We start from the raw sequence: 24,642 nt of genomic DNA, 5'->3' as shown, positions 1-24,642 counted from the left end.
CCTATATTGCAACCACTTCTTTTACCTCAGGTAAATAATGACACAAAAGATTTTGCACACCTTGTTTTAAAGTCATTGTTGAGCTAGGGCAGCCAGAACAACTTCCTTGTAATTCTACCTTAACAATTCCATCTTTAAATTCTTTAAACTTAATATCACCACCATCTTTTGCTACAGCAGGTCTAATCTTTGTTTCTAAAATACTTATAATTTGTTTTTCAATTTCAGTATGCTCTTCTTTTTTTTCTCCGAGCAACTCATTGGCAATTACAAACTCTTTTCCTGTTGCATAAAAATCATTAATCAGTGAAATAGCTATATGCTTAATATCTTCCCAATTTACTTCTTCACTTTTATTTATAGATATAAAATCTTTTCCTAAAAATATGCCTGTTACTCCATTAATTGATAAAACATTCCTTACCAATTCATTGTCAGTTTCTTCTTTTTTTGTTACTTCAAATGAACCATTATTGGAAACCGTCTTTCCAGGCAAAAACTTAAGTGAATTAGGGTTCGGTGTTACTTCGGTTTGAACAAACATGTATTTATATATAAAGGTAAATGTCTAAATTTAAACCATTTAATAAATATATTTGGTTAAAAACCTACTAATTCTTTCATTTCTTTCATCTTTTTTGAGGCAATTTTGTCCGCTTTATCAGATCCTTCTAATAAAACTGAATCTAAGAATTTTTGATCCTCTAATAATTTTTTAATTTCTTTTGAGATTGGCTCAATTCTTTCAATTAGAACTTCTGATAATTTTTCTTTAAACTCAGAAAAGTTTTTTCCATTAAATTCCATTATAGATTTTTCTAAATTTTGATTTTTTAAACTTGAATAAATCCCCAATAAATTTTCTGCTTCTGGTCTTTCTGCTAGATTACTAACTACTCCTGGCAAAGGTAATGGGTCTGTTTTTGCTTTTTTTATTTTGTTTATTATTTGATCTTTATCATCTGTAAGGTTAATTCTGCTTAAATCTGATGGATCTGACTTGCTCATTTTTTTTATTCCATCTTTAAGACTCATTATTCTAGAAAATTGTTTTTGAATTAACGGCTCCGGTGCTTTCAAAAATTCCGTTACATCAAAATCATTATTAAACTTTTGTGCAATGTCTCTACAAAGTTCTAAATGTTGTTTTTGATCATTTCCAACTGGAACATGAGTTGCATCATAAAGCAAAATGTCTGCAGCCATCAAGATTGGGTAAGAATAAAGACCAATGCTAGCTTTTTCTTTATCTTTTCCAGCTTTTTCTTTAAATTGTGTCATCCTATTAAGCCAACCCATTCTTGAAACACAACTTAAAATCCACGCAGCTTCTGAATGTGCTGAAACCATTGATTGATTAAAGATTATGCTTTGCGACGGATCAATTCCACACGCGATAAATGTAGCTACAGTTTCTCTTATATTTTTTTTTAATTCTTTTGGATCTTGCTTAACCGTTATTGCATGAAGATCTACAACACAAAAAATACATTCATTTTCTTTTTCATTTTGTAGTTCTACAAAGTTCTTAATTGCACCAAGATAGTTTCCTAGATGAAGGTTTCCTGTTGGTTGGACTCCTGAAAAAATTTTTTTACTCATGACTAGTAGTTTAAATTAATATCACTTTTTTTAAAAGCCTTGATTAAAATTGCAATTACAAGGTAAAATATTAGACCTGATACAACTGCTCCAATTAGATAAGTGGCTTTAAAGCTTGCCCCATATAGTAACTTGTCATTAAAAAAATGAATTACATAGTTAAAAAATATTCCCATTAATATTGAGGCTAATAAAATTTTAATAAACCTATTTATAAATACTAAATTAAAACTGAATAAATTTTTTCTTTTTAGAAAAATAAATAATAAAATGGCATTAAACCAAGATGATATAGTGGTTGCTATTGGTATAATTATAAACCCAACTTCTTTGAAAAAAACCACACTAATAAACACATTTAACAAAACAGAAGTTAAAGAAATATAAAAAGGCACTTTTGTATTATGTTGTGCGAAAAAAAAAGCTGAAAAAACTTTAATAAGAGAAAATGCTGGTAATCCAATCGCAAAATAGAATAAAGCTTTTGCTGAATTTATAACACTTAATTCATTGAAAGAACCATATCCAAATAAAGAAGATATAATTTCTTCAGACGCAATAAGTAAAGCTATTGATGCTGGAATACTTAAAAATAAACTTAGCTCTAAGGCTTTATTTTGAATCAAGTTTATTTTATCTTTTTTATTACTCTGAACATGCTTGGAAAGTTGAGGGAGTATTACTGTTCCTATTGCAATTCCTGCAATAGCAAGATTTATTTGATAAATTCTATCTGCATAATAAAGATAAGATACTGCGCTAGCTTGGAAAGATGCAATGATTGTCCCTACTAAAATATTTATCTGAGTAACACCAGAAGAAAAGATACTGGGAAGTAATTTTCTAAAAAAAATTTTAACTTTATCATCAATTTTAAATGGCAAATTAACTTTAAAAGAAAAGTGTTTTTTTACAAAAAAATATAAAAAAATAAGCTGTAAGAAGCCTGAGATAGTTACCGCATAAGACAAATAATATACTAATTGATCATTTAAAATTTTTCCAAAAAGCAATACTCCAATTAAAAGAATGTTCAAAATTATAGGTGCAGCCGAAGCTATAGCAAATTTGTTATGTGAATTTAAAATGGCAGAAAAAAAAGATGCCAAACTAATAAACATTAGAAAAGGGAAGGTAATTCTTGTCAAAGTTATAGCTAATTCCATTTTTTGATAATCACCTTCAAAACCTGGTGCTATCAAAAAAACAAATATTGGCATCATTATCTCAATAACAAGAACTAAAAAAAATAACCCTATTGCAAGTAAAGTAAAAATATTATTCGCAAATTTTTGTGACTTTTTTTTATTATCTAACAGTGATGAATAGCTGGGCACAAATGCTGCATTGAATGTTCCTTCTGAAAATAATCGTCTAAATGTATTTGGTATTCTAAATGCCACGAAGAAGGCGTCTGCTAATGGGCCTGCACCAAGAAACACAGCTATCAATATGTCTCTTACATAGCCCAATAATCTGCTTATTATGGTAAAAAAACTAAATGTGCCTGTTGACTTAATTAAGTTCATAAATCATATTAGTCTTAAATTCGCTCCATTTGTATATCTAAATAACATAAATGAAAAAAACTAAAATAGACCATTACACAGATAAGGAAGCTTTAGATTTCCACAGCAAGAATAAACCTGGAAAAATTGAGATCAATTCTTCTAAACCAATGACTACAAAAAGAGATTTGGCACTAGCCTATTCTCCAGGTGTTGCTGTTCCGGTTCAAGCTATTGCTGATAATCCCGAAACTGCATACGATTATACATCCAAAGGAAATCTGGTCGCGGTGATAAGTAATGGCTCAGCTATTTTAGGGATGGGTAATTTAGGTGCATTAGCATCCAAGCCTGTAATGGAGGGAAAAGCAGTTTTATTTAAAAGATTTGCCGACATAGATTCTATTGACTTAGAAATTGATTCACAAGATTCTGATGAAATTATTAATAGTGTTAAAAACTTTGCATGCAGTTTTGGTGGTATTAATTTAGAAGATATCGCAGCTCCTGATTGTTTTATAATTGAAGAAAAATTGAAAGAAATTTTAGATATTCCAGTTTTTCATGATGATCAACATGGAACAGCAATAATAACTACAGCAGCATTAATTAACGCCCTAGATATTAGTGGCAAATCAATAAAAAATATTAAAGTTGTTGTAAATGGTGCCGGTGCATCTGCAATTGCATGTACAAATTTATTCAAAAATAGTGGTGTGCCTGGTGAAAATGTAATCATGCTCGATCGTAAAGGAGTAGTCTACAGGGGTAGAACGGAAGGAATGGACCAGTGGAAATCTGCTCATGCAGTAGAAACTAAAAAAAGATCTTTAGAAGAGGCTATAAATGGAGCTGACGTATTTTTAGGGTTGTCTGCAAAAGGAGCTTTGAAAAAAGAGCTGGTAAAAACTATGGCTAAGAATCCAATAATTTTTGCCTGTGCAAATCCGGATCCTGAAATAACACCTGAAGAAATAATGGAAGTTAGAAATGATGCTATTATTGCAACTGGAAGATCTGATTATCCCAATCAAGTAAATAATTTAATTGGCTTTCCTTATATTTTTAGAGGAGCATTAGACGTAAGAGCTACAACTATTAATGAAGAAATGAAAGTTGCTGCTGCAAATGCGATTGCTAAATTAGCAAGAGAAGATGTTCCAGATGAGGTTGTTGCTGCAATGGGAGGAGATCGTCCTAAATATGGAAAAGATTATATAATTCCATCTACGTTTGATCCAAGACTAATTAGTGTAATTCCTGCAGCTGTTGCAAAGGCTGCTATGGATAGTGGTGTTGCAAAAAAACCTATAAAAGATTTTGATGTTTATAAAGACCAACTCAAACAAAGACTTGATCCCTCAGTAACTATTATGCAGGGTATTAACTCTCATATCAAAAAAAATCAAAAGAGAATTGTTTTTGCAGATGGAGAAGATGAAAACACTCTTAAAGCGGCAATTGCATTTAAAAATTCTAAATTAGGTACACCGATTTTAATTGGTAAAAAAAATAAAATTAAAGAAAGAATAAAAGAAATTGGCTACAATGAAAACTTTGATATCGAAATAGTTAATTCTGAAGACACGAAAAAAAGAGAGAAGTACGTAAACTATTTATTTGAAAAAATGCAAAGAGAGAAAGGTCTTTTAGAAAGAGATTGTGATAGATTAGTTAGGAATGATAGAGTTATATGGGCATCTTGTATGGTTGCTTGTGGTGATGCTGATGGTGCTGTCACTGGAAATACTAGGAGGTTTGGAGCCTCTTTTGATAAGGTTACCCAAGTTATAGATGCTAGACCAGGTGAAATCATGTTTGGGTTAAACATGGTTGTTGCAAAAGGGAAAACTATTTTTGTTGGAGACACGAGTGTAAATGAATATCCAAGCTCAGAAGAGCTTGCTGAAATTGCAATTTCATCAGCTAGAGTAGTTAAAATGTTTGGCTTTGTTCCAAAAGTTGCTTTTGTTTCTCACTCTACTTTTGGTCAACCTCTAACAAGTAGAACTAAACATATAAAAAAAGCTGTTGAAATTTTAAAAGATAAAAATGTAGATTTTGATTTTGATGGGGACATGCAGCCAGATGTTGCTTTAAATGAAGAATATAAAGAATTATATCCTTTCTCAAGTATTGTGGGGAATGCAAATATATTAATAATGCCAGGCCAACACAGTGCTGCTATTTCTTATAAAATGATGAAAAGCTTAGGAGATACCAGGGTTATTGGTCCTCTTTTAATTGGATTAGGTCAACCCATTGAAATAGCCCCTTTAAGGTCATCTACTTCAGAAATTATAAATTTAGCATCAGTTGCTGCCTACTCTGCTGATGTTATTGATTATAAAAAAAATTAATTTTTTTGAATTCTTAAATCTTCAACCAAGACAATACTTACAATAACATCTTCTACATCAAGTATTTCTTTTGCTTCGTTTATTACTTCTTTTCTTTCTTCTGTGGTTAAAGAAATTCCATAAATAAATATCTTTTTCTTGTAAGTATCAATTTGATAATTGGTTGCTTTAATTTTTTTGTTAAATATGAAAGCAGTACGAAGTTGAGATGTAATTAATAAATCTTTAGCAGATTGTTGAAAATTAAAATCTTCTTTTATTTTAATATCATTTTTGACTGACCTGGCACCTTTTGTCTCCCATGCAAGTTTGGTAATTTGAAGTTTTTCTTCAGGATCATCTACTTTTCCTGTTACAAAAATTTTTCCATCTAAAACTTTTGTTCTTACAGTTAATATATAGCTCTTATCTCTTAGGGCTAATCTTGTAGCAAGATTTTTTTGCATTACAGAATCGTCTATTTGAGTACCTAAAGACCTTGGATCAAACGCAACACTAACTCCCGTTCCAAAAACTCCTTTTGAACTAATCCCAACACATCCTGAAAAGATTAAAAAAATTAAACTTATTAAAAATATTTTATTTTTCATTTTTTATTTTTAGACAATAATTATAAATCTCTTTTTTTGATACATTTGTGTTTTGACTAATTAAATCTGTAATATCTTTTATACTTAGTTTTTTAATTAATTTTTGAATATTCATTTTATCAGATTCTTTTAATATTATCGATGAATTTTTTTCTTTTACTTTTTCAGAAATAACAATCGTTAACTCTCCTTTAGGATCAGATTTAAATGGTTCAAGTGTGTCTACTTCTGTTCTTATATATTCCTCATAAAATTTAGTCATTTCTCTGCAAACCAAAATTTTTCTATTTGAGAAGTAATGCTTTAAATCTTTTATTGATCTATTAAATTTTCTTGGAGAAATAAAAAAAACAATACACCCCTCTAAATTTGCAAGCCTTTCAAAATCTTCTTTTAATTTGCTATTTTTTTCTGGAAAAAAACCATAAAAAAAATATTTTTCATTAAATCCGCTTATAGAAACTGCAGATGAAACTGCAGATGCACCTGGAATTGGAAAAATATCTATACCATTGCTAGCACATTCGTTAACCAATATAGCTCCTGGATCTGAGATCGATGGAGTTCCGGCGTCAGAAATCAAAGAAACAATCGACCCTGATTTTAAAATATCAATGACTTTCGATAAATTTTTTTTTTCATTAAACTTATGGTTTGCAATAAGTTTTGATTTAATTTCGTACCGTTCTAATAAATTTTTTGAAATACGTGTGTCCTCACAAAGTAAGTAATCTGATTTTTTTAATACTTCTAGGGCTCTTAAAGTGATGTCGCTTAGGTTTCCAATAGGAGTAGATACAATATAAAGACCACTTTTAACTTTATTATTTATATTTTCAGTATGTAGAATCATCAAATTATAATAGTTATAATAATAACATTAAAATGAACAAAATTATTAAAATTATACTTTTTTTAGCTTTTGCTTTATCAATAGTTCCAGTAACACTTTTGGCAAATGATCAGATTAGGATTGGTCTTCTTGTTCCTTTAACTGGAAAGAACTCTGAAATAGGACAATCTATAATTAAATCTGCACGTCTTGCAATTAATACAATAAACAATGCATCAATTGAGATTATCCCAAAAGATACACAGTCAAACCCTGAGGTCACTTTAGCAGCAGCTAAAGAGTTGGATAATTTAGGAATAAAAATTGTAATTGGTCCAGTTTTTAACGAAAGTCTAATTTACCTAGATGAGTTAAGTGAACTAACATTCTTAGCTCTAACGAATAAAAATGATAATTTTTCCAAGAATATTATTAATGCTGGAATTAATGCAACTTCACAATTAAATGCAATTAAAAAGTTTATAGAATTAAATGAAATAAAAAAAACAATCTTTCTTACTCCAGATGTAAGTTTCAAAAATGAAATTGAAAAAGCTATTTCTAATTCTAAAATAAAAATATTAGAAAATTATGTTTATAATACTGATCCTACTAAACTTACCAAGCAAATTGAAAAAATTACTCGCTATGATATTAGAAAACAAAACCTTGAAGATGAAATAAATAGACTAGAAAAATCAGAACAGAATAATAAGGAACGTTTAATTGAAAGATTAAAAAAAAGAGACACCCTTGGTAGTGTAAAGTTTGACTCAGTGGTAATTTCTGATTTTGATGAAAGTTTAAAAAGTGTAACAACTTCGCTGCTTTATACGGATATATCTCCTAAAGAAAAATATTTTATTACTCTCAACCAATGGTTTGATGAATCTCTTTTAAAAGAAACTAGCTCACAACCCTTATATTTCCCCTCTGCAAATAAAGATAATTATGATGAGTTTTCAAATGAATATTTTGAAAAATACAATCAACACACCAATCAATTATCATTTCTAAGTTATGACTTGGTGGGGCTTGTTTATTATTTAAATCTTCAAAACAACTCTGTTGTAGATAAAAAAATGTTTGAGAAAAAAACTTTATTTAAAGGAAAAGTTGGAATTTTTGAAATTAAAAATAATAAAATTAATCATATTTTAAATTTTTATAAAGTTGAAGATGGAGTTTTTAAAAAAGTTTTTTGATTTTTTTAAAAGCTTTAAATCTATGATCTATTTTATATTTTTGTGATGCCATCATTTCACCAAATGTAATTTTTTTTCCAATTGGTATAAAAATGGGATCATAACCAAACCCATTTTCACCTTTTATAATTGGTGAAATAAAACCCTCAACTTTTCCAACAGAATTTATTATTTCTTTATTAGTTCTATAAATAGTTAAAGCACAAATAAACCTAGCCTTAATTTTTTTTTGTCTCCAATCTTTGTCTTTTTTATCTAATTCTTTAAAAACTCTATTCATTGCCTTTTTAAAATCACTTTTTTTACCCCCCCATCTAGCTGAATAAATTCCAGGATCTCCATTTAGAGCATCTATTTCTAAACCTGAGTCATCAGACAGGCATGTCATTTTTGTTTTTTTGGAAAAAAATTTAGCTTTGATTAATGAGTTTTCCTCAAATGTTTTCCCATTTTCAGGAGGGCTTTTTATTTTAAAGTCTTCTGGGGAGTATATTTCAAGGTTTTTAGGCAATAAATCCTTAATTTCTTTCAATTTTCCTTTATTATTAGTGCCTACCAACAATTTTATAATTTTATTCTTTAACATCTAGCAATTTTCAAATTTCATACCATATAAACTTCCATGGAAAAAGATCAAAACAATAATCCTGAAAGTCAAAACGAAGAAATTAAAGAGACTGAAGTAGAAGAGCAAATTCTAGTAGAGCAAGAAATTTCAGCAGAGAGAGAAGAAGAAGTAAAAGAGGTTACACCCGAAGAAAAAATTAAGGAGTTAGAAGATAAACTTACTAGAACTTTTGCTGAAATGGAAAATCAAAGAAGAAGATTTGAAAAAGAAAAAGATGATGCTTTTGATTATGGTGGATTTTCTTTTGCAAAAGAAGCTTTGAATCTAATTGATAATCTTGAAAGGTCAAAACAAATTTTAGAAAGTGATGAAGTGTTAAAAAATACCGAAGCTTTAAAAAAAACTTTAGAGCATTTTGAAATTATAAGTAAAGATATGGTTTCAATTTTCTCAAAGAATGGAATTACTCCTGTAATTTCTATAGGTAAAAAATTGGATCCTAATCAACACCAAGCTATGATGGAAATTGATGATGACCAAAAAGAACCTGGAACAATAGTTCAAGAAATTCAAAAAGGTTTTATGATGAAAGATAGACTTTTGAGACCAGCGTTGGTCGGGGTTTCAAAGAAAACTAAAGTTCAAGATGATCAAAAAAGTGAGGAAAATGAAGAGAATTTGGCCAATTAATAATAATTGTCAGAACTTGTAGATTAAAAATTAACACTTATATGAAGGGTAGGATTTAAATTATGAGCAAAATTATAGGAATAGATTTAGGAACAACAAATTCATGTGTATCTATCATGGAAGGTAGTCAGCCAAAAGTTTTAGAAAATGCTGAAGGTGCAAGAACAACTCCTTCAGTTGTAGCTTTTACTGAGGATGGAGAAAAACTCGTAGGACAACCTGCAAAAAGACAGGCTGTGACCAATCCTGAAAATACTATTTTTGCTGTAAAGAGATTGGTTGGAAGAAATTTTGAAGACCCTACTGTAAAAAAAGATATCGCAGCTGCACCTTTTAAAATTGTTAATTCAGAAAAAGGAGATGCTTGGATTGAAGCTAGAGGAGAAAAATATTCACCCTCTCAAATTTCTGCTTTTATTCTTCAAAAAATGAAGGAGACTGCTGAAAAATATTTAGGTCAAGAAGTAACGAAAGCTGTAATTACAGTTCCAGCATATTTTAATGATGCTCAAAGACAGGCAACCAAAGATGCTGGTAAAATTGCTGGTCTTGAAGTTTTAAGAATTATTAACGAACCCACAGCAGCTTCTCTTGCTTACGGTTTAGATAAAAAACAAAATAAAAAAATAGCTGTTTATGACTTGGGTGGTGGAACTTTTGATGTCTCTATCCTCGAGTTAGGTGATGGTGTATTTGAAGTTAAGTCTACAAATGGTGATACATTTTTAGGTGGGGAAGACTTTGATAATACAATCGTAAATTATTTGATTGGTGAGTTTAAAAAAGATTCTGGTATTGATTTAAGATCAGACAAATTAGCTCTTCAAAGATTAAAGGAAGCTGCTGAAAAAGCAAAAATTGAATTATCCTCTGCAGAACAAACAGATGTTAATTTACCTTTTATAACAGCTGATAAAACTGGTCCAAAACATATCAATTTAAAAATGACTAGAGCAAAATTAGAAGCTTTGGTTGAAGATTTAATCTCAAAAACATTACCACCATGTAAAACTGCTCTTAAAGATGCGGGTCTTACTACAAATGAAATTGATGAAATTGTGATGGTTGGTGGGATGACAAGAATGCCCAAAGTTCTCGCTGAAGTTAAAAACTTTTTTGGTAAAGAGCCTAATAAAAGTGTAAACCCCGATGAAGTTGTTGCAATGGGAGCTGCAATCCAAGCTGGTGTTCTTCAAGGAGATGTTAAAGACGTACTTCTTTTAGATGTAACACCTCTATCACTTGGAATTGAAACATTAGGTGGGGTTTCAACAAAATTAATTGAAAAAAATACAACAATACCAACGAAAAAAAGCCAAGTATTTTCTACAGCTGATGATAATCAACCTGCCGTATCGATAAGAGTGCTCCAGGGTGAAAGAGAGATGGCATCTGACAATAAAATGTTAGGAAATTTTGAACTAGTTGGGATTGCACCCGCTCCAAGAGGGGTACCTCAAATAGAAGTAACTTTTGATATTGATGCAAATGGAATTGTAAGTGTTTCTGCTAAAGATAAAGGAACTGGAAAAGAACAAAAAATTCAAATCCAGGCTTCAGGTGGTTTAAGTGATGAAGAAATTGAAAAAATGGTAAAAGATGCTGAGGCAAATAAAGAAGAGGACAAAAAGAAAAGGGAATCTGTTGATGCTAGAAATCAAGCAGACACTCTTTTACACTCTACTGAAAAAAATCTAAAAGAGCATGGCACCAAAGTTTCTGAGACTGATAAAAAAGCAATAGAGGATGCGTCAACTGACTTAAAAGAAGCTATTAAAGGAACTGACACTGAAGAAATTAAAAAGAAAACAGAAACTTTAGTTCAAGCTTCTATGAAACTAGGTGAAGCTATTTACAAATCTCAAGAAAAAAAAGAAGGTTCATCTAAGGACGGTGATAATAATGATGAAACAAAAAAAGATGATAATGTAGTTGATGCAGATTTTGAAGAAGTAAAAGAAGAAGTAAAAGAAGAAGAAACAAAAGAAGATAAAAAAGAAGAAGATAAAGAAAAAAGCGCTTAAGACTTAAAACAACTATCATCTTAAAGTAACTTATGGCTAAAAGAGATTTTTATGACGTCTTAGGCGTTAGCAAGAATGCAAGCCCTGAAGAATTAAAATCTGCTTACCGTAAATTAGCTTTAAAATATCACCCTGACAAAAACCCAGACGACAAAGCTTCTGAAGATAAATTTAAAGAAGCTGGTGAGGCTTACGGTATTCTTTCAGATAAAGAAAAAAAACAAAACTATGACAACTTTGGCCATGCTGCCTTTGAGGGTGGAGGTGGTGGAAGGCAAGGAGGCGGTTTTGGTGGAGCTGATTTTTCTGATATTTTTGAAGATTTTTTTGGAGATTTTAGTAGTGGTGGACAATCAAGAGGAAGACGAAAAACTAATAATAGAGGCTCTGATCTACGCTATGATTTATCTATTACTCTCGAAGAGGCATATGAAGGTAAAAAACAAGATATAAAATTTTCAACTACAGAAAAATGTAATACTTGCAAAGGTAATGGCTCTAAACCTGGTCATTCTCCAGATAGATGTACGGTTTGTGGTGGAAATGGTAAAGTAAGATCTAACCAAGGTTTTTTTACTGTTCAACAAACTTGCCCTCAATGTGCTGGCTCTGGTGAAGAAATAACAAATCCATGTACGGATTGTAATGGTCAAGGAAATAAACAAGCTTCAAAAAAAATAACAGTTACAATACCTAAAGGTGTTGATGATGGCACTAGGATTAGATTAGCTGGAAAAGGTGAAGCAGGATTAAAAGGTGGCGCTAGTGGTGATCTTTATCTTTTTATAAATGTTCATTCACATGACTTATTTAAAAGATCTGATGAAAACCTATTCTTTGAATTTCCTATATCCATTGCTGATGCAGCATTAGGAACCATAATAGAAATACCTACAATTGATGGTGGAAAAGCCAAAATTAAGATACCAAACGGAACTCAAAATGGAAAACAATTTAGACTAAAAGGTAAAGGCATGCCTTATATAAGAGGAAGTGGAAATGGAGATCTTTATGTCCAGGTAAATACTGAGGTTCCTATTTCTTTAAATAAAGAACAAAAAGAGTTACTTGAAAAATTTAGAGAAATTGAAAATGAAAAGTCTAATCCAAGTATTAAACAATTCTTTCAAAAAGCTAAAAGTTTTTGGAAAAACTAAAGACTAATTAACTAAAAAAGGTTAATATTTTCTTAGATGAAAAAGATTAATTTAGCTATTTCTGGTTGTCTAGGGAGAATGGGTCAGCAGCTTATTAAATCTTCAAAAAATAATAAGAACTTTAAACTAGCTGCCCTGACAGAAAATAAAGCTATCCTTAAAAGAATTGCTGGCATCAAACTCGATATAAATACTGAACAAGCTTTTAAAAAAACTGATGTGATAATAGATTTTACAGTCCCAAACTGTACTTTAGAAATTCTAAAAATCGCATCTAAATTAAAAAAAAGAGTAGTAATTGGAACAACTGGATTTACTCAGAAAGAAGAGATTTTAATTAAAAAATTTTCTAAAAAAATCCCCATTTTAAAAGCAGGCAATATGAGCCTTGGGGTTAATTTATTAATGTATTTAACTGAAATTGCTTCAAAATCACTAAACGATGAATATTTAAGTAAAGTATTTGAGGTACATCATAGACATAAAAAAGATTACCCATCAGGAACAGCTTTAATGCTAGGAAAAGGAATTGCAGATGGGAAAAATAAAAATTTTTATAGTTTAATCGGAAAAAAATTTTTAAATAAAAAATCCTTTCCTTATGGAAAAAAAATTAATTTTAATTCTATTAGAAAAAGTGAAGTCATTGGAGAACATGAAGTTACATTTTCAAGTGGCAAAGAGATAATAAAGTTAAATCATGAAGCTTTTGATAGAGCTCTATATTCAGATGGTGCTTTAACTGCAGCAAAATGGCTTATTAATAAAAAGCCAGGACTTTATTCAATGAGAGATTTATTGAACTTTAAATAATGGATGAAAAAGAAAGGGCTAAAAAAATACTAAAAATTTTAAATAAGATTTATCCAACAACACCTATCCCACTAGATCATACTAATAACTTCACTCTCTTAATGTCGGTTCTTTTATCAGCACAGTGTACTGATTTAAATGTTAATAATGTAACTAAGAGTATATATCCCAAATATAATAAGCCTGAACATTTTGTAAAATTAGGTAGAAAAAAAATCGAAAAATTGATTAAAAGCATTGGACTTTTTCGGATTAAAGCAAAAAGCGTTTATTTTATGTCTAAACAGCTTCTAGAAAAGCATGGGGGTAAAGTGCCTAATAGCTTTGAAGAGCTTGAAAAACTACCTGGCGTGGGCCATAAGACAGCAAGTGTAGTGATGTCTCAAGGTTTTGGTGTTCCAGCGTTTGCAGTCGACACTCACATTCATAGATTGGCCCAAAGGTGGGGTTTAACAAATGGTAAAAATGTTATTCAAACTGAAAAAGATTTAAAAAGAATTTTCTCAGAAAAAACATGGAGCAAATTACATTTACAGATAATTTATTATGGCAGAGAATTTTGTAAAGCAAGGGAATGTTATGGTTTGACTTGTAAAATTTGTACGACTTGTTATCCTAATCGTAAAAATCCAATTAAAATAAAAAAAGCTTAATATGAGAATACTAGGAATCGGGAATGCAATTGTTGATGTTATATGCAAAGTAGGAGATCAATACCTAACAGATAATGGATTAATAAAAAGTACCATGAGGTTGGTTGATGAAAATGAATTTAAAAATCTTTTATCCACACTCAAAATTGAAGAAACTATATCCGGTGGATCTGTTGCAAATTCCATTGTTGGACTATCTCAATTAGGAAATGATGTGGGATTTATTGGAAAAATTAACAATGACGATCTGGGCCAAAAATATGAAGAAGGTCTAATTAAAGAGAAAGTGCAATATTTTTATAACAAAAAAGAGGAGATTTCACCCACTGGAACATGTTTAATCTTGATAACGCCTGACGCAGAAAGAACAATGATAACTTTTCTAGGTATAGCTGGAAAAATTAGTCAAAAAGATATTAATGAAGAAGCTATAAAAAAAAGTGAAATGATATTTCTTGAAGGATATTTATGGGACGAAGGTGAGCCAAAATCTGCATTTGATAAAGCAATGTTACTATCTAAAAAGAAAGCAATGTCTTTATCAGATCAGTTTTGTGTCGATAGACATAAAGAAAGTTTTTTAAATATAGTTAAAAATGAACTTGATATTACATTTGCTAATGAACAAGAGATTAAGTCATTAATTAATGCGAAAAATTTTGATGAAGTAATTACATTTGGTAAAGAATTAGAAAAACTTCTAGTTATAACTCGTGGATCAAAAGGAAGTGTTGCTATAAAAGGAAATGAAATTGTTGAGTGTGATGGTCAAAAAAATCTAAAGATCATTGATTTAACAGGTGCTGGAGACCTTTTTGCAGCTGGGTTCCTGCATGGTTATATAAATAACGTTAATATTAATGAATGCCTTGAAAAAGGTACAGAAATGTCAGCAAAGATTATTCAGAGGATAGGTGCTAGACTGAGTTAATGTTTATATTTTATACCCTTTATCAAAATTTATAATAAAATTATCATCATTAAAATTCTCTTTAAACTTTTTTCTCAGTCTATATATATGTGTTTCAACCGTATGTGTTTCAAGCTTCGAAGCATAACCCCAAATTTCTTTTTCAAGAATAGAAATATTTTGTGAATTTTTTTCCTTGTTTAAGAATAATATAATTTCAATTTCTTTTTCAGTTAGTTTTAATTTTTTATTCAAATAGGAAATATGTTTTGAATTAAAGTCTAATTCATAACCTTTGATATTTAAATTAGACTGTGAGAAATATGTTTGTTTTATTAAAGTGGTATTTATTTTATCTAATATTTTTTCAAGCTTAAGTGGTAGTACATCTAAAATTAATATATCATTTTTAAATGTATCTTTAATAAGCAATGAATCATGATTATTACTCAAAATTAAGATTGAATTTTTAATATCGATTCCTTTAACTTTAGCTAAAAAGTTTTTAGGGTTTTCATAACAGCAAATATTAAAGCTAAATAAATGCTTAATTTCATCAAGAATATTATATAATATTGGAATTCTAATTATATTTACTAATTGTTTAGTCATTAATTAACAGTTTATGCTAATAAAAATAAAAAATAAAGACCACTTAATAGTCGATGATTTTACTTTTAAGTGCGCAGTAGGAAGAAATAATATTAAATCTAAAAAAAAGGAGGGCGACAAATCTACACCTAGAGGAATATTTTCTATTGGAAAACTATATTATAGAAAAGATAGGGTAAAAAAACCTTCGTGTAAAATTAAAACAAGAATTATAAGTAAAAATATGGGTTGGTGTGATGACCCAGAAAGTAAAAATTATAATAAAGAAATAAAAATTCCCACAAAAAATAACCATGAAAAACTTTTTAAAAAGGATAATTCTTATGATTATTTTATTGTAATCAACTACAATACCCAAAAAATAAAGCCTTATAAAGGTAGTGCAATTTTTTTACATCTCACAAAAAATTACAAAGCTACTGCAGGATGTATAGCAGTTAAAAAAAAAGATTTTTTAATCATATCTAAAATAATAGATAAAAAAACTAAAATTAGAATTTTTTAAATCTTTCACCAAAAATATTAGATCCAACTCTAATAAATGTGGAGCCAAGATTTGATGCCTGAATATAATCTGCAGACATTCCCATACTCAATTGTTTAACTCCAATTTTTGATGCAAGTTCTTTCATTTTAGAAAAGTATTCTGTGTTATCTTTATTTTTAGGAGGTAGACACATCAATCCAATAATATCTAAATCAAGTTTTTTTACACATATTTTATAAAAGTTTTCTAAGTTTTTAATTTCTATTCCTGACTTCTGATCTTCTTCACCAATATTAATTTGAATAAAAATTTTTAAGCTTTTCTTTATTTTTTTTTGTTCAATTGAAATTTTTTCTGCCAATCTTAAACTGTCTAAAGAGTGTATATAATCAAACAATTTAATCACATATTTAACTTTATTGGTTTGAAGACCTCCAATCATATGTAATTTAATATGATTAAAATCGTCTTTAATGGTGGTCCATTTTTCAAGAGCTTCTTGAACTTTATTTTCACCAAAATGCTCGTGTCCATGATTTATTAGAGGTAAAATTTCACTCATTGGAAAAGTTTTGCTTACTGCAATAATAATTGGAATATTGTTGTTATTTAGTTTTTCTTTTAAGTTTTTCTCAATTAAAACTAAATTATTTATTATCTTATGCATAAAAAATTCTTATCTAGGTTTTATTTTGTCCCTGATTATGACAAAGATTATATCAAAGATATTGATAAAAAAATCAATATAATTGTTAGAAGTTACAAAAAGCCAATAGATTTAAAAAAATTAAAAGAATTTAGAAACTTTTGTAAATTAAATAATTATCAAATATTTCTATCAAACAATCTGAAGGTTGCCTTAAACCTAAAATTTGATGGAATTTATATCCCCTCATTTAATAAAAAAATTAACTTCTTGCTGAATAAAAATACCAAGAACCTTAAAGTAATTGGATCTGCTCATAATATTAAAGAAATTAAAATAAAAGAAAAACAAGGAGTAGATGTCCTTTTTATTTCACCCTTATTTAACATAAAGAAATCTAACCGATTTCTTGAGGTACAAAAGTTTAATCTTTTGGCTCAAATTACTTCAAAAAAAAAAATAGCTCTTGGTGGAATTAATCAATCAAATATTAAGAAACTTAGTCTTCTTCAAGTCGAAGGTTTCGCGGGTATTTCTTACTTCCAAAAAAAAACGGCCCCTTAATTAAAAGGGGCCGTTTAAATTTTTAAACTTTTAACTTAATTAGAATGCAAATGACAGACCAATTTCAGTGTGTGTATCGTCTGTACCATTTGCTCCATTAACGTTATCTTGTTGGTTCCAAGATCCACCTAATGTCATTGATCCCATTGTGTAAGATACTGCAACACCAGAATCTTCTTGATCAACTAATGTATTGTCATCAAATGAAACAGTAGACATACCGTAAGATAATGAAAGATTTTCATTTACTGCAAAAGAAGCAGATGCATGTAATCTATCCATGTCTCCATTAGCAGTTGCAACATCAACACCAGTTTGTTGTATACCAACTGTACCAGCACCCATTACATATGTACCGCCGACTACATATAAATCAGTTCCTGTGTTTTTAGTAGCACCAGCTTTTTCACCAATACCATAAAACACCATTGATTCATCAGTTGGTGCAGCATGTAATACTATTGAAAACTGCGAACCATCTAGAGTAGATGTAGCAGTAGAAGCATTTTTGTTGTAAGACGCACTAACACCCATCATACCAAAAGATCCATTGTAACCAATAGTTCCATTAGATGCGAAGTTAGCAGCACCGTTTGCTTCACCGTCTAGGTCATCCCAAACTTCTTCACCAGCTGTAGGCATTTTATCTCTGTATGCACCAATACCTGCTGGGCTTGTACCCTCAGCAAAGTGTAATGATCCCATGTCACCCATATCTAGTTTTAAGCTAGATGCAGAGAACGTAGCATTAGTCATAGTGTAACTATATGAAATCGCCATACCGTTATCTAAATCTCCAGAACCAGCAAAAGTGATTCCTTGTGACATAGAGTAGTTGTTTTGTGTGTGCTCAGTCGTATCTAACGACTTGAAAGTAACTTTTGCAGATCCTGATACGTCTAAAGCTCCGGCGTATGCAGAAGTTGCAGCTAAAGTCCCTGCTAAAGCAGTAAGACCTATTTTTTTTACATTTGTCATAATTGACTCCTTATTTATTTAATAATTAATTATTATGCACAAATAATTATCAGTTTTTATTCTTTCGGATGGATAAATTTTTTAAAATTGCTTTATTTTTGATATTTGTTGCTTTTTTATCACACTTTTGTCTCCACTTTATTAAAAAAATCACGATTATGACTTCACTTTATGCTATTGAGGCGTACTTAATTTATTTAAATATACAAATATATTTTATGAAAAAAATTGAAAATACTCTTATAATTTATTCTTTTGCTTTAATGTTATTACTTAACTCTTGTGCTGCCCTTAAATATAAGAAGGTCGACGCTAAAGATTTCCCCCCCGAACCCAAAAAAAGAATAGAGAAAAATATGAAAGAAGGAAGGGGTATCAGATTATTTGATAAAAGTGCCCGTGGTGGTGAATTCGAATTTGCAAATTCAAACCCTCTATGGAGAGCTTCTCTTGACGTAATCGATTTCATGCCACTTCTTTCTGTGGATTATGGTGGAGGAGTAATAATTACAGACTGGTATAGTGAGGATGGTGAAAATAAAGAATCTATTAAATTAACTATAAAATTTTTATCTAATGAAATTAGGTCGGATGCTGTTGATATTAAAATATTTAAAAAAGTTTGTTCTTCTGTAGGTAATTGTAAAACTTCAAACATTGAGTCTGAATTAAACAGTGAGCTTAAATTAGCTATACTAAAAAAAGCTGTAATTTATAAAAAAAATAAATCAGCAGAGAAATGAAAAAATTAGTTCCTAAATTCTGGAAATTCTCAAAAAAAATAAAGACAAATAAAATATAAAACCCCCACAGTGGAAAGATATAATTTTAAAGTAATTGAAAAAAAATGGCAGAAATATTGGGATGATAACAATTTTTTTCAATCAAAAGTAATAAAGGATAAAAAAAAATTTTATTGTCTTGAAATGTTTCCCTACCCATCTGGAAATATTCACATGGGACATGTAAGAAATTACACCATTGGTGATGTGCTTGCGAGATTTAAGGCAATGCAAGGATTTAATGTTTTGCATCCAATGGGGTGGGATTCGTTTGGAATGCCAGCTGAAAATGCTGCAAGATTAAATAATTTAGATCCAAAATCATGGACAGAAAAAAATATTTCAACCATGAAAAAGCAGTTAAAAAGATTGGGTCTATCTATAGATTGGGATAGAGAGATTTCTACTTGTTCTGAAGAATATTATAAACATCAACAAAAATTTTTCCTTGAATTATATGATAAGGGTCTTGTTTATCGAAAAGAAAACTATGTCAATTGGGACCCAGTTGACGAAACTGTACTAGCCAATGAACAGGTAATCGATGGTAAAGGATGGAGATCAGGAGCTTTAGTTGAAAGAAAAAAATTAAATCAATGGTTTTTTAATATTTCTAAATTTTCACAAAACCTCCTAGATGGACTTGATAAACTTCCGTCATGGCCCAATAAAGTAAAAACTATGCAAAAAAATTGGATAGGGAAATCATTTGGTTGTGAAATACCCTTTAAAATAATAGGGAATAGTGAAGTTGATGAAATAAAATGTTTCACTACAAGACCAGATACTTTGTACGGATTTTCTTTTTTAGCTGTATCTATTGATCACCCTTTATCAAAATTTTATGAAAAAAATAATGACTTTTTAAAATTTAAAAAAGAAAGTTCTAAAACTGGGACTACTGAAGAAGCAATTGCTCAAGCTGAAAAAATTGGTTTTAAAACAGAGTTATTTGCTGTTAACCCCCTTAACGAAAAAAATAAAGTACCTGTTTATTTTGCAAATTTTGTATTAATGGATTATGGGTTTGGAGCTGTATTTGGGTGTCCGGCACATGATCAAAGAGATTTAGATTTTGCTTTAAAATATAATCTTGAAGTAAAAACAGTTGTTAAACCTCAAAATGAAGACAATAATTTCAAAGTAAATAATGAGGCATATACAGGACCAGGCATAATTTTTAACTCGAATGAGCTTGATGGTTTAAATGCCCCAGAAGAATCAGTTATTAAAACTATTGAAATTTTAGAAAATAAGAAAAAAGGTAAAAAAAAAATTAATTTTAGATTGAAAGATTGGGGAATATCAAGACAACGTTATTGGGGTTGCCCAATACCAATTGCTTACGATGAAAACAATTCAATAGTTAAAATACCAACCAATGAACTTCCTGTTAAGCTTCCTGAAAATATAAACTTAAATACCAACGGTAACCCTTTAGAGCATCAAGAGGAATGGCTTAACATCACTATAAGTGGGAAAAAATGCAGGAGAGAAACAGATACTCTTGATACATTTGTCGACTCTTCTTGGTATTTTTTAAGATTCTGTTCTAGCAATAAATCTGATTATGCATTTGATATTGATGAAGTAAACTACTGGATGCCTGTAGATCAATACATTGGTGGCATTGAACACGCTATTTTACACCTTTTGTATTCAAGATTTTTTATGCAGGCAATTGCTTCAGAAAATGAAAATTTTAATCACACAGAACCCTTTGATGGTCTTTTTACACAGGGAATGGTTTGCCATGAAACCTACAAAGATTTAGAAAATAATTGGTTAAGTCCAGATGAGGTTATTTCAGAAGATGGTAAAAAATTTTTCAAAAAAAATAACCTAGAAGAAAAAGTTATAGTTGGGCCAATTGAGTCTATGTCTAAATCTAAAAGAAATACTATTGAGCCCACTAAAATGATCGACCAATTTGGGGCAGATGCTGTAAGGCTGTTTATTCTATCTGATAGCCCTCCAGAAAAAGATGTACAATGGTCAGAACAAGGTATGATTGCATCTTATAAATTTGTTCAAAAACTCTGGATATTGCATCAAAGAATTAAAGAAAAAATTACAACTTCAAAAAACTTAGATGAAGATTCAGAAAAAAATTCAGAATTTACAAATCAATTAATTGAAAAAATTACACAAAATCTTGAAAAATTTAATTACAACGTGATAGTTGCAAATCTTCATGAAATGTACAATTTTATGAACAAATCAATAGATACATTGCATAATACTAATAAATTAAGAGAAAATTATTCAAAAATCTTATACCTACTGTCACCTATTTTACCTCATTTTTCATCTGAATGCATAGAGGATTTGGGGCTTAAAAATCAGGCTGACTGGCCAAAAGCAGACCCAAAATATCTTAAAAATGACAATATAGAAATTGTAATTCAAATAAATGGTAAAAAAAGAGCCACAATTAACACAAGCAAAAATATTACAGAATCTCAAATAATCTTGATGGCTCAAAAGACTTCATACTTTGAAAAGAATTTTAAGAATAAAAAGATAGAAAAAAGTATATATATAAAAGATAGGTTGTTAAATTTAATTATTAAATAAATCGATGAAAAAAATAGTTTCAATTATACTTTTTTTAATTATTGCGGGTTGCGGTTTTAAGCCAATTTTTTCATCTTCTGATACAAATTTTTCAATTAATAAGACTGAATATAATAACAATCTTGGGAAAGTAATTAACAATAATTTGAAAGGCTACCTTAATAAAGAACAAAAAGAATTTAATTATGACCTTATAATTACATCTGAAGAAAGTAAATTAACTACTTTGAAGGATAAAAAAGGAGATCCTGCAAGTTTCAAATTAACAATTGATGTTTCAGTATCTGTTTTTGAAAATAATAAAATAAAAATCGAAAGAGTTTTTCAAGAAACATTTAATTATAATAATACTTCAAAAAAGTTTGAGCTTTCGAGGTATGAAGACGAAATTAGAAACGGAATGTTGGAAAGAATTTCTGAGGAGATTATTTTAAGTCTATATACCATTCAATGATACTTAAGTCATTTGAAATAGAAAAAATTAAAATAGAAGATAAAAATTTCTTTTTATTTTATGGTGAAAATCAAGGACATAAGAATCAAATAATAGAAGAAAAATTTAAGAAGAAATATAAAGAAAATACTTATTATTATGATGAGAATGAAATTCTTAATAATGAAAATAATTTTTTTAATAATATTTTATCAAAATCTTTTTTTGAGAATGAAAAATTAATTGTTATAAACAGAGCTACAGATAAAATAAAAAAAATTTTAGAAGAGTTAATAGAAAAAAAAATTCAAGATTTAGTAATAGTTTTGAACGCAAACACGTTAGAGAAAAAATCAAAAATCAGATCGTTGTTTGAGAAAAGTAAAGATGCTGTTTGCGTTCCATTTTATGAAGATAACAATCAAACTTTATCAGCTATTGTAAGTAACTTTTTTAGAGAGAAAAAAATTCCAATTTCGCAACTGGCTATTAATTTAATAGCACAAAGAGCAAGAGGTGATAGGCAAAACATAAAAAATGAGCTCGAAAAAGTTGCAAATTTTATAAAAAATAAAAATAAGATAGAAATACAAGATCTTCTAAAACTCACGAATTTAGCGGAAAATTACAATGTTTCAGAGCTAATCGATTGCTGTTTATCTAAAAATAAGAAGAGAACTATCAATATATTAAATGAAAATAATTATTCTTTAGAAGACTGTATTCTAATTATTAGAACATTTTTAATCAAAACAAAAAGGCTAATTAAACTAAGCAAGGATTTTAGTAAAACAAAAAATTTAGACATAACAATCTCAGGGTTTAAACCTCCCATATTTTGGAAAGAAAAAGATGTTGTAAAACAACAAATTAAAAGCTGGTCTTATAAAGACGCTGAGGATCTAATGTATGAAATTAATACCATAGAGCTTTTAATTAAGAAATATTCTAATAACTCAATTAATATTTTGTCTGACTTTATTATTAAAAAATCTTCAACAATTAATAGTTAAGTTTAATAATCTCTATAATTTTATTTAGCTGATCAACTTCTTTGTATTCAAAAGTAATTGATCCCGAATTGTTTTTTTTGCTTTTAATTAAAACATTTAATCCAATTTTTTCAACAATAGAAGATTCGAGAGATTGTAAATTTGGGTCTTTTAAGTTTTTAAAAGATTTTTTATTTATTTTAAAAATTTTTACAAAATTTTCTGATTGCCTCACTGAAAGATTTTTTTCAATAATTTTATTTGCTACAAATTCAGCATTATTCAAGCCAACTAAAATTTTTGCATGACCCGGTGTTAATTTTTGAGTTTCAATTAATTTTAAAACTGGCTCAGGTAAATTTAATAGCCTTAAAAAGTTAGCAATATGGCTTCGACTTTTCCCAATAAATTGAGCCACTTTTTCCTGATCATAAGAAAATTCTTTAATAAGACGTTGATAGCCCCTTGCTTCTTCAATTGCATTTAGATCGTTTCTTTGAACATTTTCAACAATAGCAAATTCTAAAGATTTTAAATCATCTACATCTGTAATGACTACTGGAACTTCGTGTAGACCTGCCTTTTGGGCTGCTAACCACCTTCTCTCTCCAGCAATAATTTCATATTTTGAACTATCATCACTTGATTTTCTAACAATAATTGGTTGGATGATTCCTCTCTCTTTTATTGAGTTTGTTAAATCTTGTAAACTGTCCTCATCAAATGTTTTTCTTGGTTGAAATTTATTACTTGCAAGATCTGATATTGAAACTTTATTAATATTTATTTCAGCTTTTGTTTCACCTATTAAAGATGACAAACCTCTACCCAATCCTTTTTTTATTTTGTTTGTATCCATTATGCTGCACTCCCTATTTTTTGTCCTTGATTGATAAATTCATCTGTGAAACTAAGATACGACTTACTTCCAGGACAAGATTTGTCATACATTAAAACTGGCATACCGTGTGATGGAGCCTCCGACAGCCTCACATTTCTTGGGATCACTGTTAGATAAACTTTTTCATTAAAATAATCTCTTGCTTCTTTTTCAACCTGCGATGAAAGTTTATTTCTTTTATCAAACATTGTTAAAAGTATGCCTCTAATTTTTAATTCAGGATTTAGATTAATTTTTATTCGTTCTATAGTTTTCATTAGCTGGGTTAAACCCTCTAAAGCAAAAAATTCAGTCTGTAGTGGCACTAATAATGAGTGAGAAGACACTAAAGCCATAACTGTAAGCAGACTTAGTGATGGTGGGCAGTCTATAAGTACATAATCATAGGTTGCTCTAGAATCATTTAAATAAGTGGTTAATTCGCGTTTTAAAATGAAGGCTCTCATGCTATCATCAGCTGTTTCGACCTCAAGCCCAGATAAATCTACATTCGAAGTAATAATATCTAAATTTTTGAACTCTGTTTTTTTAATTACATCTGAAATTCCCTTTGTTCCATTCAATACTCCATAAATTGTATCGCTTGAACTTTCTAAATTAGATAAACCGAGTCCTGTAGTTGCGTTTCCTTGAGGATCAAGATCAATAACTAAAACCTTTTTCTCTTGTTGAGCTAAACCAGCTGCAAGATTAATTACTGTCGTTGTTTTTCCAACCCCGCCCTTTTGATTTATTACAGAAATAATTTGCATTTAATT

The 24,642-nt window shown here is 29.4% G+C and carries 25 protein-coding genes; 14 read left to right on the top strand and 11 right to left on the bottom strand.

What is annotated here, in order from left to right:
• Position 1: 1 nt before the first annotated feature.
• The 3 genes from ABXT39_RS07145 to murJ are packed head-to-tail and all read right to left on the bottom strand — an operon-like array spanning position 2 to position 3,131.
• Positions 2–544: a NifU family protein gene (locus tag ABXT39_RS07145; protein WP_415295032.1), complete on the bottom strand. Its 543-nt coding sequence runs from the start codon at positions 542–544 to the stop codon at positions 2–4.
• Between the two features lie 56 nt (positions 545–600).
• The gene (trpS, locus tag ABXT39_RS07140) at positions 601–1,602 is read right to left on the bottom strand and encodes a tryptophan--tRNA ligase (RefSeq protein ID WP_415295031.1); all 1,002 of its coding nucleotides are present in this window, start codon (positions 1,600–1,602) and stop codon (positions 601–603) included.
• A 2-nt stretch (positions 1,603–1,604) separates the two neighbouring features.
• Positions 1,605–3,131, bottom strand: a complete 1,527-nt coding sequence (murJ, locus tag ABXT39_RS07135; protein ID WP_415295029.1) for a murein biosynthesis integral membrane protein MurJ — start codon at positions 3,129–3,131, stop codon at positions 1,605–1,607.
• A gap of 50 nt (positions 3,132–3,181) precedes the next feature.
• Here murJ and ABXT39_RS07130 point away from each other — a divergent pair, with 50 nt between their 5' ends.
• Complete coding sequence (locus ABXT39_RS07130) at positions 3,182–5,470, top strand: NADP-dependent malic enzyme (RefSeq protein ID WP_415295027.1); 2,289 nt, start codon at positions 3,182–3,184, stop codon at positions 5,468–5,470.
• On the opposite strand, the gene ABXT39_RS07125 is transcribed toward ABXT39_RS07130, so the two are convergent.
• Both ABXT39_RS07125 and rsmI read right to left on the bottom strand, forming a co-directional pair.
• Positions 5,467–6,060, bottom strand: a complete 594-nt coding sequence (locus ABXT39_RS07125) for a BON domain-containing protein (protein ID WP_415286440.1) — start codon at positions 6,058–6,060, stop codon at positions 5,467–5,469. The genes ABXT39_RS07130 and ABXT39_RS07125 overlap by 4 nt on opposite strands.
• A complete protein-coding gene (rsmI, locus tag ABXT39_RS07120; protein WP_415295025.1) occupies positions 6,050–6,913 on the bottom strand; it encodes a 16S rRNA (cytidine(1402)-2'-O)-methyltransferase in 864 nt (287 codons plus the stop codon). The genes ABXT39_RS07125 and rsmI overlap by 11 nt, the downstream gene beginning before the upstream one ends.
• A 32-nt stretch (positions 6,914–6,945) precedes the next feature.
• On the opposite strand from rsmI, the gene ABXT39_RS07115 reads away from it, so the two are divergent.
• Positions 6,946–8,097 (top strand): ABC transporter substrate-binding protein, encoded by a 1,152-nt coding sequence (locus tag ABXT39_RS07115; RefSeq protein WP_415295024.1) that lies wholly within the window; start codon positions 6,946–6,948, stop codon positions 8,095–8,097.
• Here the strand turns inward: ABXT39_RS07115 and rdgB are convergent.
• Complete coding sequence (rdgB, locus tag ABXT39_RS07110) at positions 8,081–8,683, bottom strand: RdgB/HAM1 family non-canonical purine NTP pyrophosphatase (RefSeq protein WP_415295023.1); 603 nt, start codon at positions 8,681–8,683, stop codon at positions 8,081–8,083. The genes ABXT39_RS07115 and rdgB overlap by 17 nt on opposite strands.
• Before the next feature lie 36 nt (positions 8,684–8,719).
• Here rdgB and ABXT39_RS07105 point away from each other — a divergent pair, with 36 nt between their 5' ends.
• From ABXT39_RS07105 to ABXT39_RS07080, 6 genes are all read left to right on the top strand, one after another.
• Positions 8,720–9,355, top strand: coding sequence for a nucleotide exchange factor GrpE (locus ABXT39_RS07105; RefSeq protein WP_415295022.1), 636 nt, complete (start codon positions 8,720–8,722; stop codon positions 9,353–9,355).
• A 62-nt stretch (positions 9,356–9,417) separates the two neighbouring features.
• Positions 9,418–11,379, top strand: a complete 1,962-nt coding sequence (dnaK, locus tag ABXT39_RS07100) for a molecular chaperone DnaK (RefSeq protein WP_415295021.1) — start codon at positions 9,418–9,420, stop codon at positions 11,377–11,379.
• A gap of 32 nt (positions 11,380–11,411) precedes the next feature.
• Complete coding sequence (dnaJ, locus tag ABXT39_RS07095) at positions 11,412–12,536, top strand: molecular chaperone DnaJ (protein ID WP_415295020.1); 1,125 nt, start codon at positions 11,412–11,414, stop codon at positions 12,534–12,536.
• Between the two features lie 36 nt (positions 12,537–12,572).
• Positions 12,573–13,349 (top strand): 4-hydroxy-tetrahydrodipicolinate reductase, encoded by a 777-nt coding sequence (gene dapB / locus ABXT39_RS07090; protein ID WP_415295019.1) that lies wholly within the window; start codon positions 12,573–12,575, stop codon positions 13,347–13,349.
• A complete protein-coding gene (nth, locus tag ABXT39_RS07085; protein WP_415295018.1) occupies positions 13,349–14,002 on the top strand; it encodes an endonuclease III in 654 nt (217 codons plus the stop codon). The genes dapB and nth overlap by 1 nt, the downstream gene beginning before the upstream one ends.
• Position 14,003: 1 nt before the next feature.
• Positions 14,004–14,933 (top strand): adenosine kinase, encoded by a 930-nt coding sequence (locus ABXT39_RS07080; protein ID WP_415295017.1) that lies wholly within the window; start codon positions 14,004–14,006, stop codon positions 14,931–14,933.
• Positions 14,934–14,936: 3 nt separating this feature from the next.
• On the opposite strand, the gene ABXT39_RS07075 is transcribed toward ABXT39_RS07080, so the two are convergent.
• On the bottom strand, positions 14,937–15,524 hold the full coding sequence (locus ABXT39_RS07075; RefSeq protein WP_415295016.1) for a winged helix-turn-helix domain-containing protein: 588 nt from the start codon (positions 15,522–15,524) through the stop codon (positions 14,937–14,939).
• Between the two features lie 13 nt (positions 15,525–15,537).
• On the opposite strand from ABXT39_RS07075, the gene ABXT39_RS07070 reads away from it, so the two are divergent.
• The gene (locus tag ABXT39_RS07070; RefSeq protein WP_415295015.1) at positions 15,538–16,029 is read left to right on the top strand and encodes a L,D-transpeptidase family protein; all 492 of its coding nucleotides are present in this window, start codon (positions 15,538–15,540) and stop codon (positions 16,027–16,029) included.
• Here the strand turns inward: ABXT39_RS07070 and ABXT39_RS07065 are convergent.
• Positions 16,016–16,678: a YggS family pyridoxal phosphate-dependent enzyme gene (locus tag ABXT39_RS07065; protein ID WP_415295014.1), complete on the bottom strand. Its 663-nt coding sequence runs from the start codon at positions 16,676–16,678 to the stop codon at positions 16,016–16,018. The two genes, ABXT39_RS07070 and ABXT39_RS07065, sit on opposite strands and share 14 nt — an antisense overlap.
• Here ABXT39_RS07065 and ABXT39_RS07060 point away from each other — a divergent pair.
• Complete coding sequence (locus tag ABXT39_RS07060) at positions 16,673–17,221, top strand: thiamine phosphate synthase (protein WP_415295013.1); 549 nt, start codon at positions 16,673–16,675, stop codon at positions 17,219–17,221. The two genes, ABXT39_RS07065 and ABXT39_RS07060, sit on opposite strands and share 6 nt — an antisense overlap.
• A gap of 39 nt (positions 17,222–17,260) precedes the next feature.
• Here the strand turns inward: ABXT39_RS07060 and ABXT39_RS07055 are convergent, their stop codons facing one another.
• A complete protein-coding gene (locus ABXT39_RS07055) occupies positions 17,261–18,199 on the bottom strand; it encodes a porin (protein ID WP_415295012.1) in 939 nt (312 codons plus the stop codon).
• A gap of 218 nt (positions 18,200–18,417) precedes the next feature.
• Here ABXT39_RS07055 and ABXT39_RS07050 point away from each other — a divergent pair, with 218 nt between their 5' ends.
• The 4 genes from ABXT39_RS07050 to holA all read left to right on the top strand — a co-directional run bounded on the left by ABXT39_RS07050 (position 18,418) and on the right by holA (position 23,004).
• Positions 18,418–18,942, top strand: a complete 525-nt coding sequence (locus ABXT39_RS07050; protein ID WP_415295011.1) for a DUF3576 domain-containing protein — start codon at positions 18,418–18,420, stop codon at positions 18,940–18,942.
• Between the two features lie 69 nt (positions 18,943–19,011).
• Entirely contained in the window at positions 19,012–21,558 is a 2,547-nt protein-coding gene (leuS, locus tag ABXT39_RS07045; RefSeq protein WP_415295010.1) for a leucine--tRNA ligase, read from the top strand.
• A gap of 4 nt (positions 21,559–21,562) precedes the next feature.
• A complete protein-coding gene (locus ABXT39_RS07040) occupies positions 21,563–22,012 on the top strand; it encodes a hypothetical protein (protein ID WP_415295009.1) in 450 nt (149 codons plus the stop codon).
• Entirely contained in the window at positions 22,009–23,004 is a 996-nt protein-coding gene (gene holA, locus ABXT39_RS07035; RefSeq protein ID WP_415295008.1) for a DNA polymerase III subunit delta, read from the top strand. The genes ABXT39_RS07040 and holA overlap by 4 nt, the downstream gene beginning before the upstream one ends.
• Here holA and ABXT39_RS07030 read toward each other — a convergent pair.
• Both ABXT39_RS07030 and ABXT39_RS07025 read right to left on the bottom strand, forming a co-directional pair.
• Positions 22,994–23,842 carry a ParB/RepB/Spo0J family partition protein gene (locus tag ABXT39_RS07030; RefSeq protein WP_415295007.1) on the bottom strand — a complete coding sequence of 283 codons (849 nt, stop codon included), beginning with the start codon at positions 23,840–23,842 and terminating at the stop codon, positions 22,994–22,996. The two genes, holA and ABXT39_RS07030, sit on opposite strands and share 11 nt — an antisense overlap.
• On the bottom strand, positions 23,842–24,636 hold the full coding sequence (locus ABXT39_RS07025; RefSeq protein WP_415295006.1) for a ParA family protein: 795 nt from the start codon (positions 24,634–24,636) through the stop codon (positions 23,842–23,844). The genes ABXT39_RS07030 and ABXT39_RS07025 overlap by 1 nt, the downstream gene beginning before the upstream one ends.
• Positions 24,637–24,642 lie beyond the last annotated feature (6 nt).

The organism is Candidatus Pelagibacter sp. Uisw_113 (assembly GCF_047717815.1).
Classification (GTDB): domain Bacteria; phylum Pseudomonadota; class Alphaproteobacteria; order Pelagibacterales; family Pelagibacteraceae; genus Pelagibacter.
The sequence above is the reverse complement of the archived record's forward strand: the minus strand, read 5'-3'. Positions and strand labels throughout refer to the sequence as shown.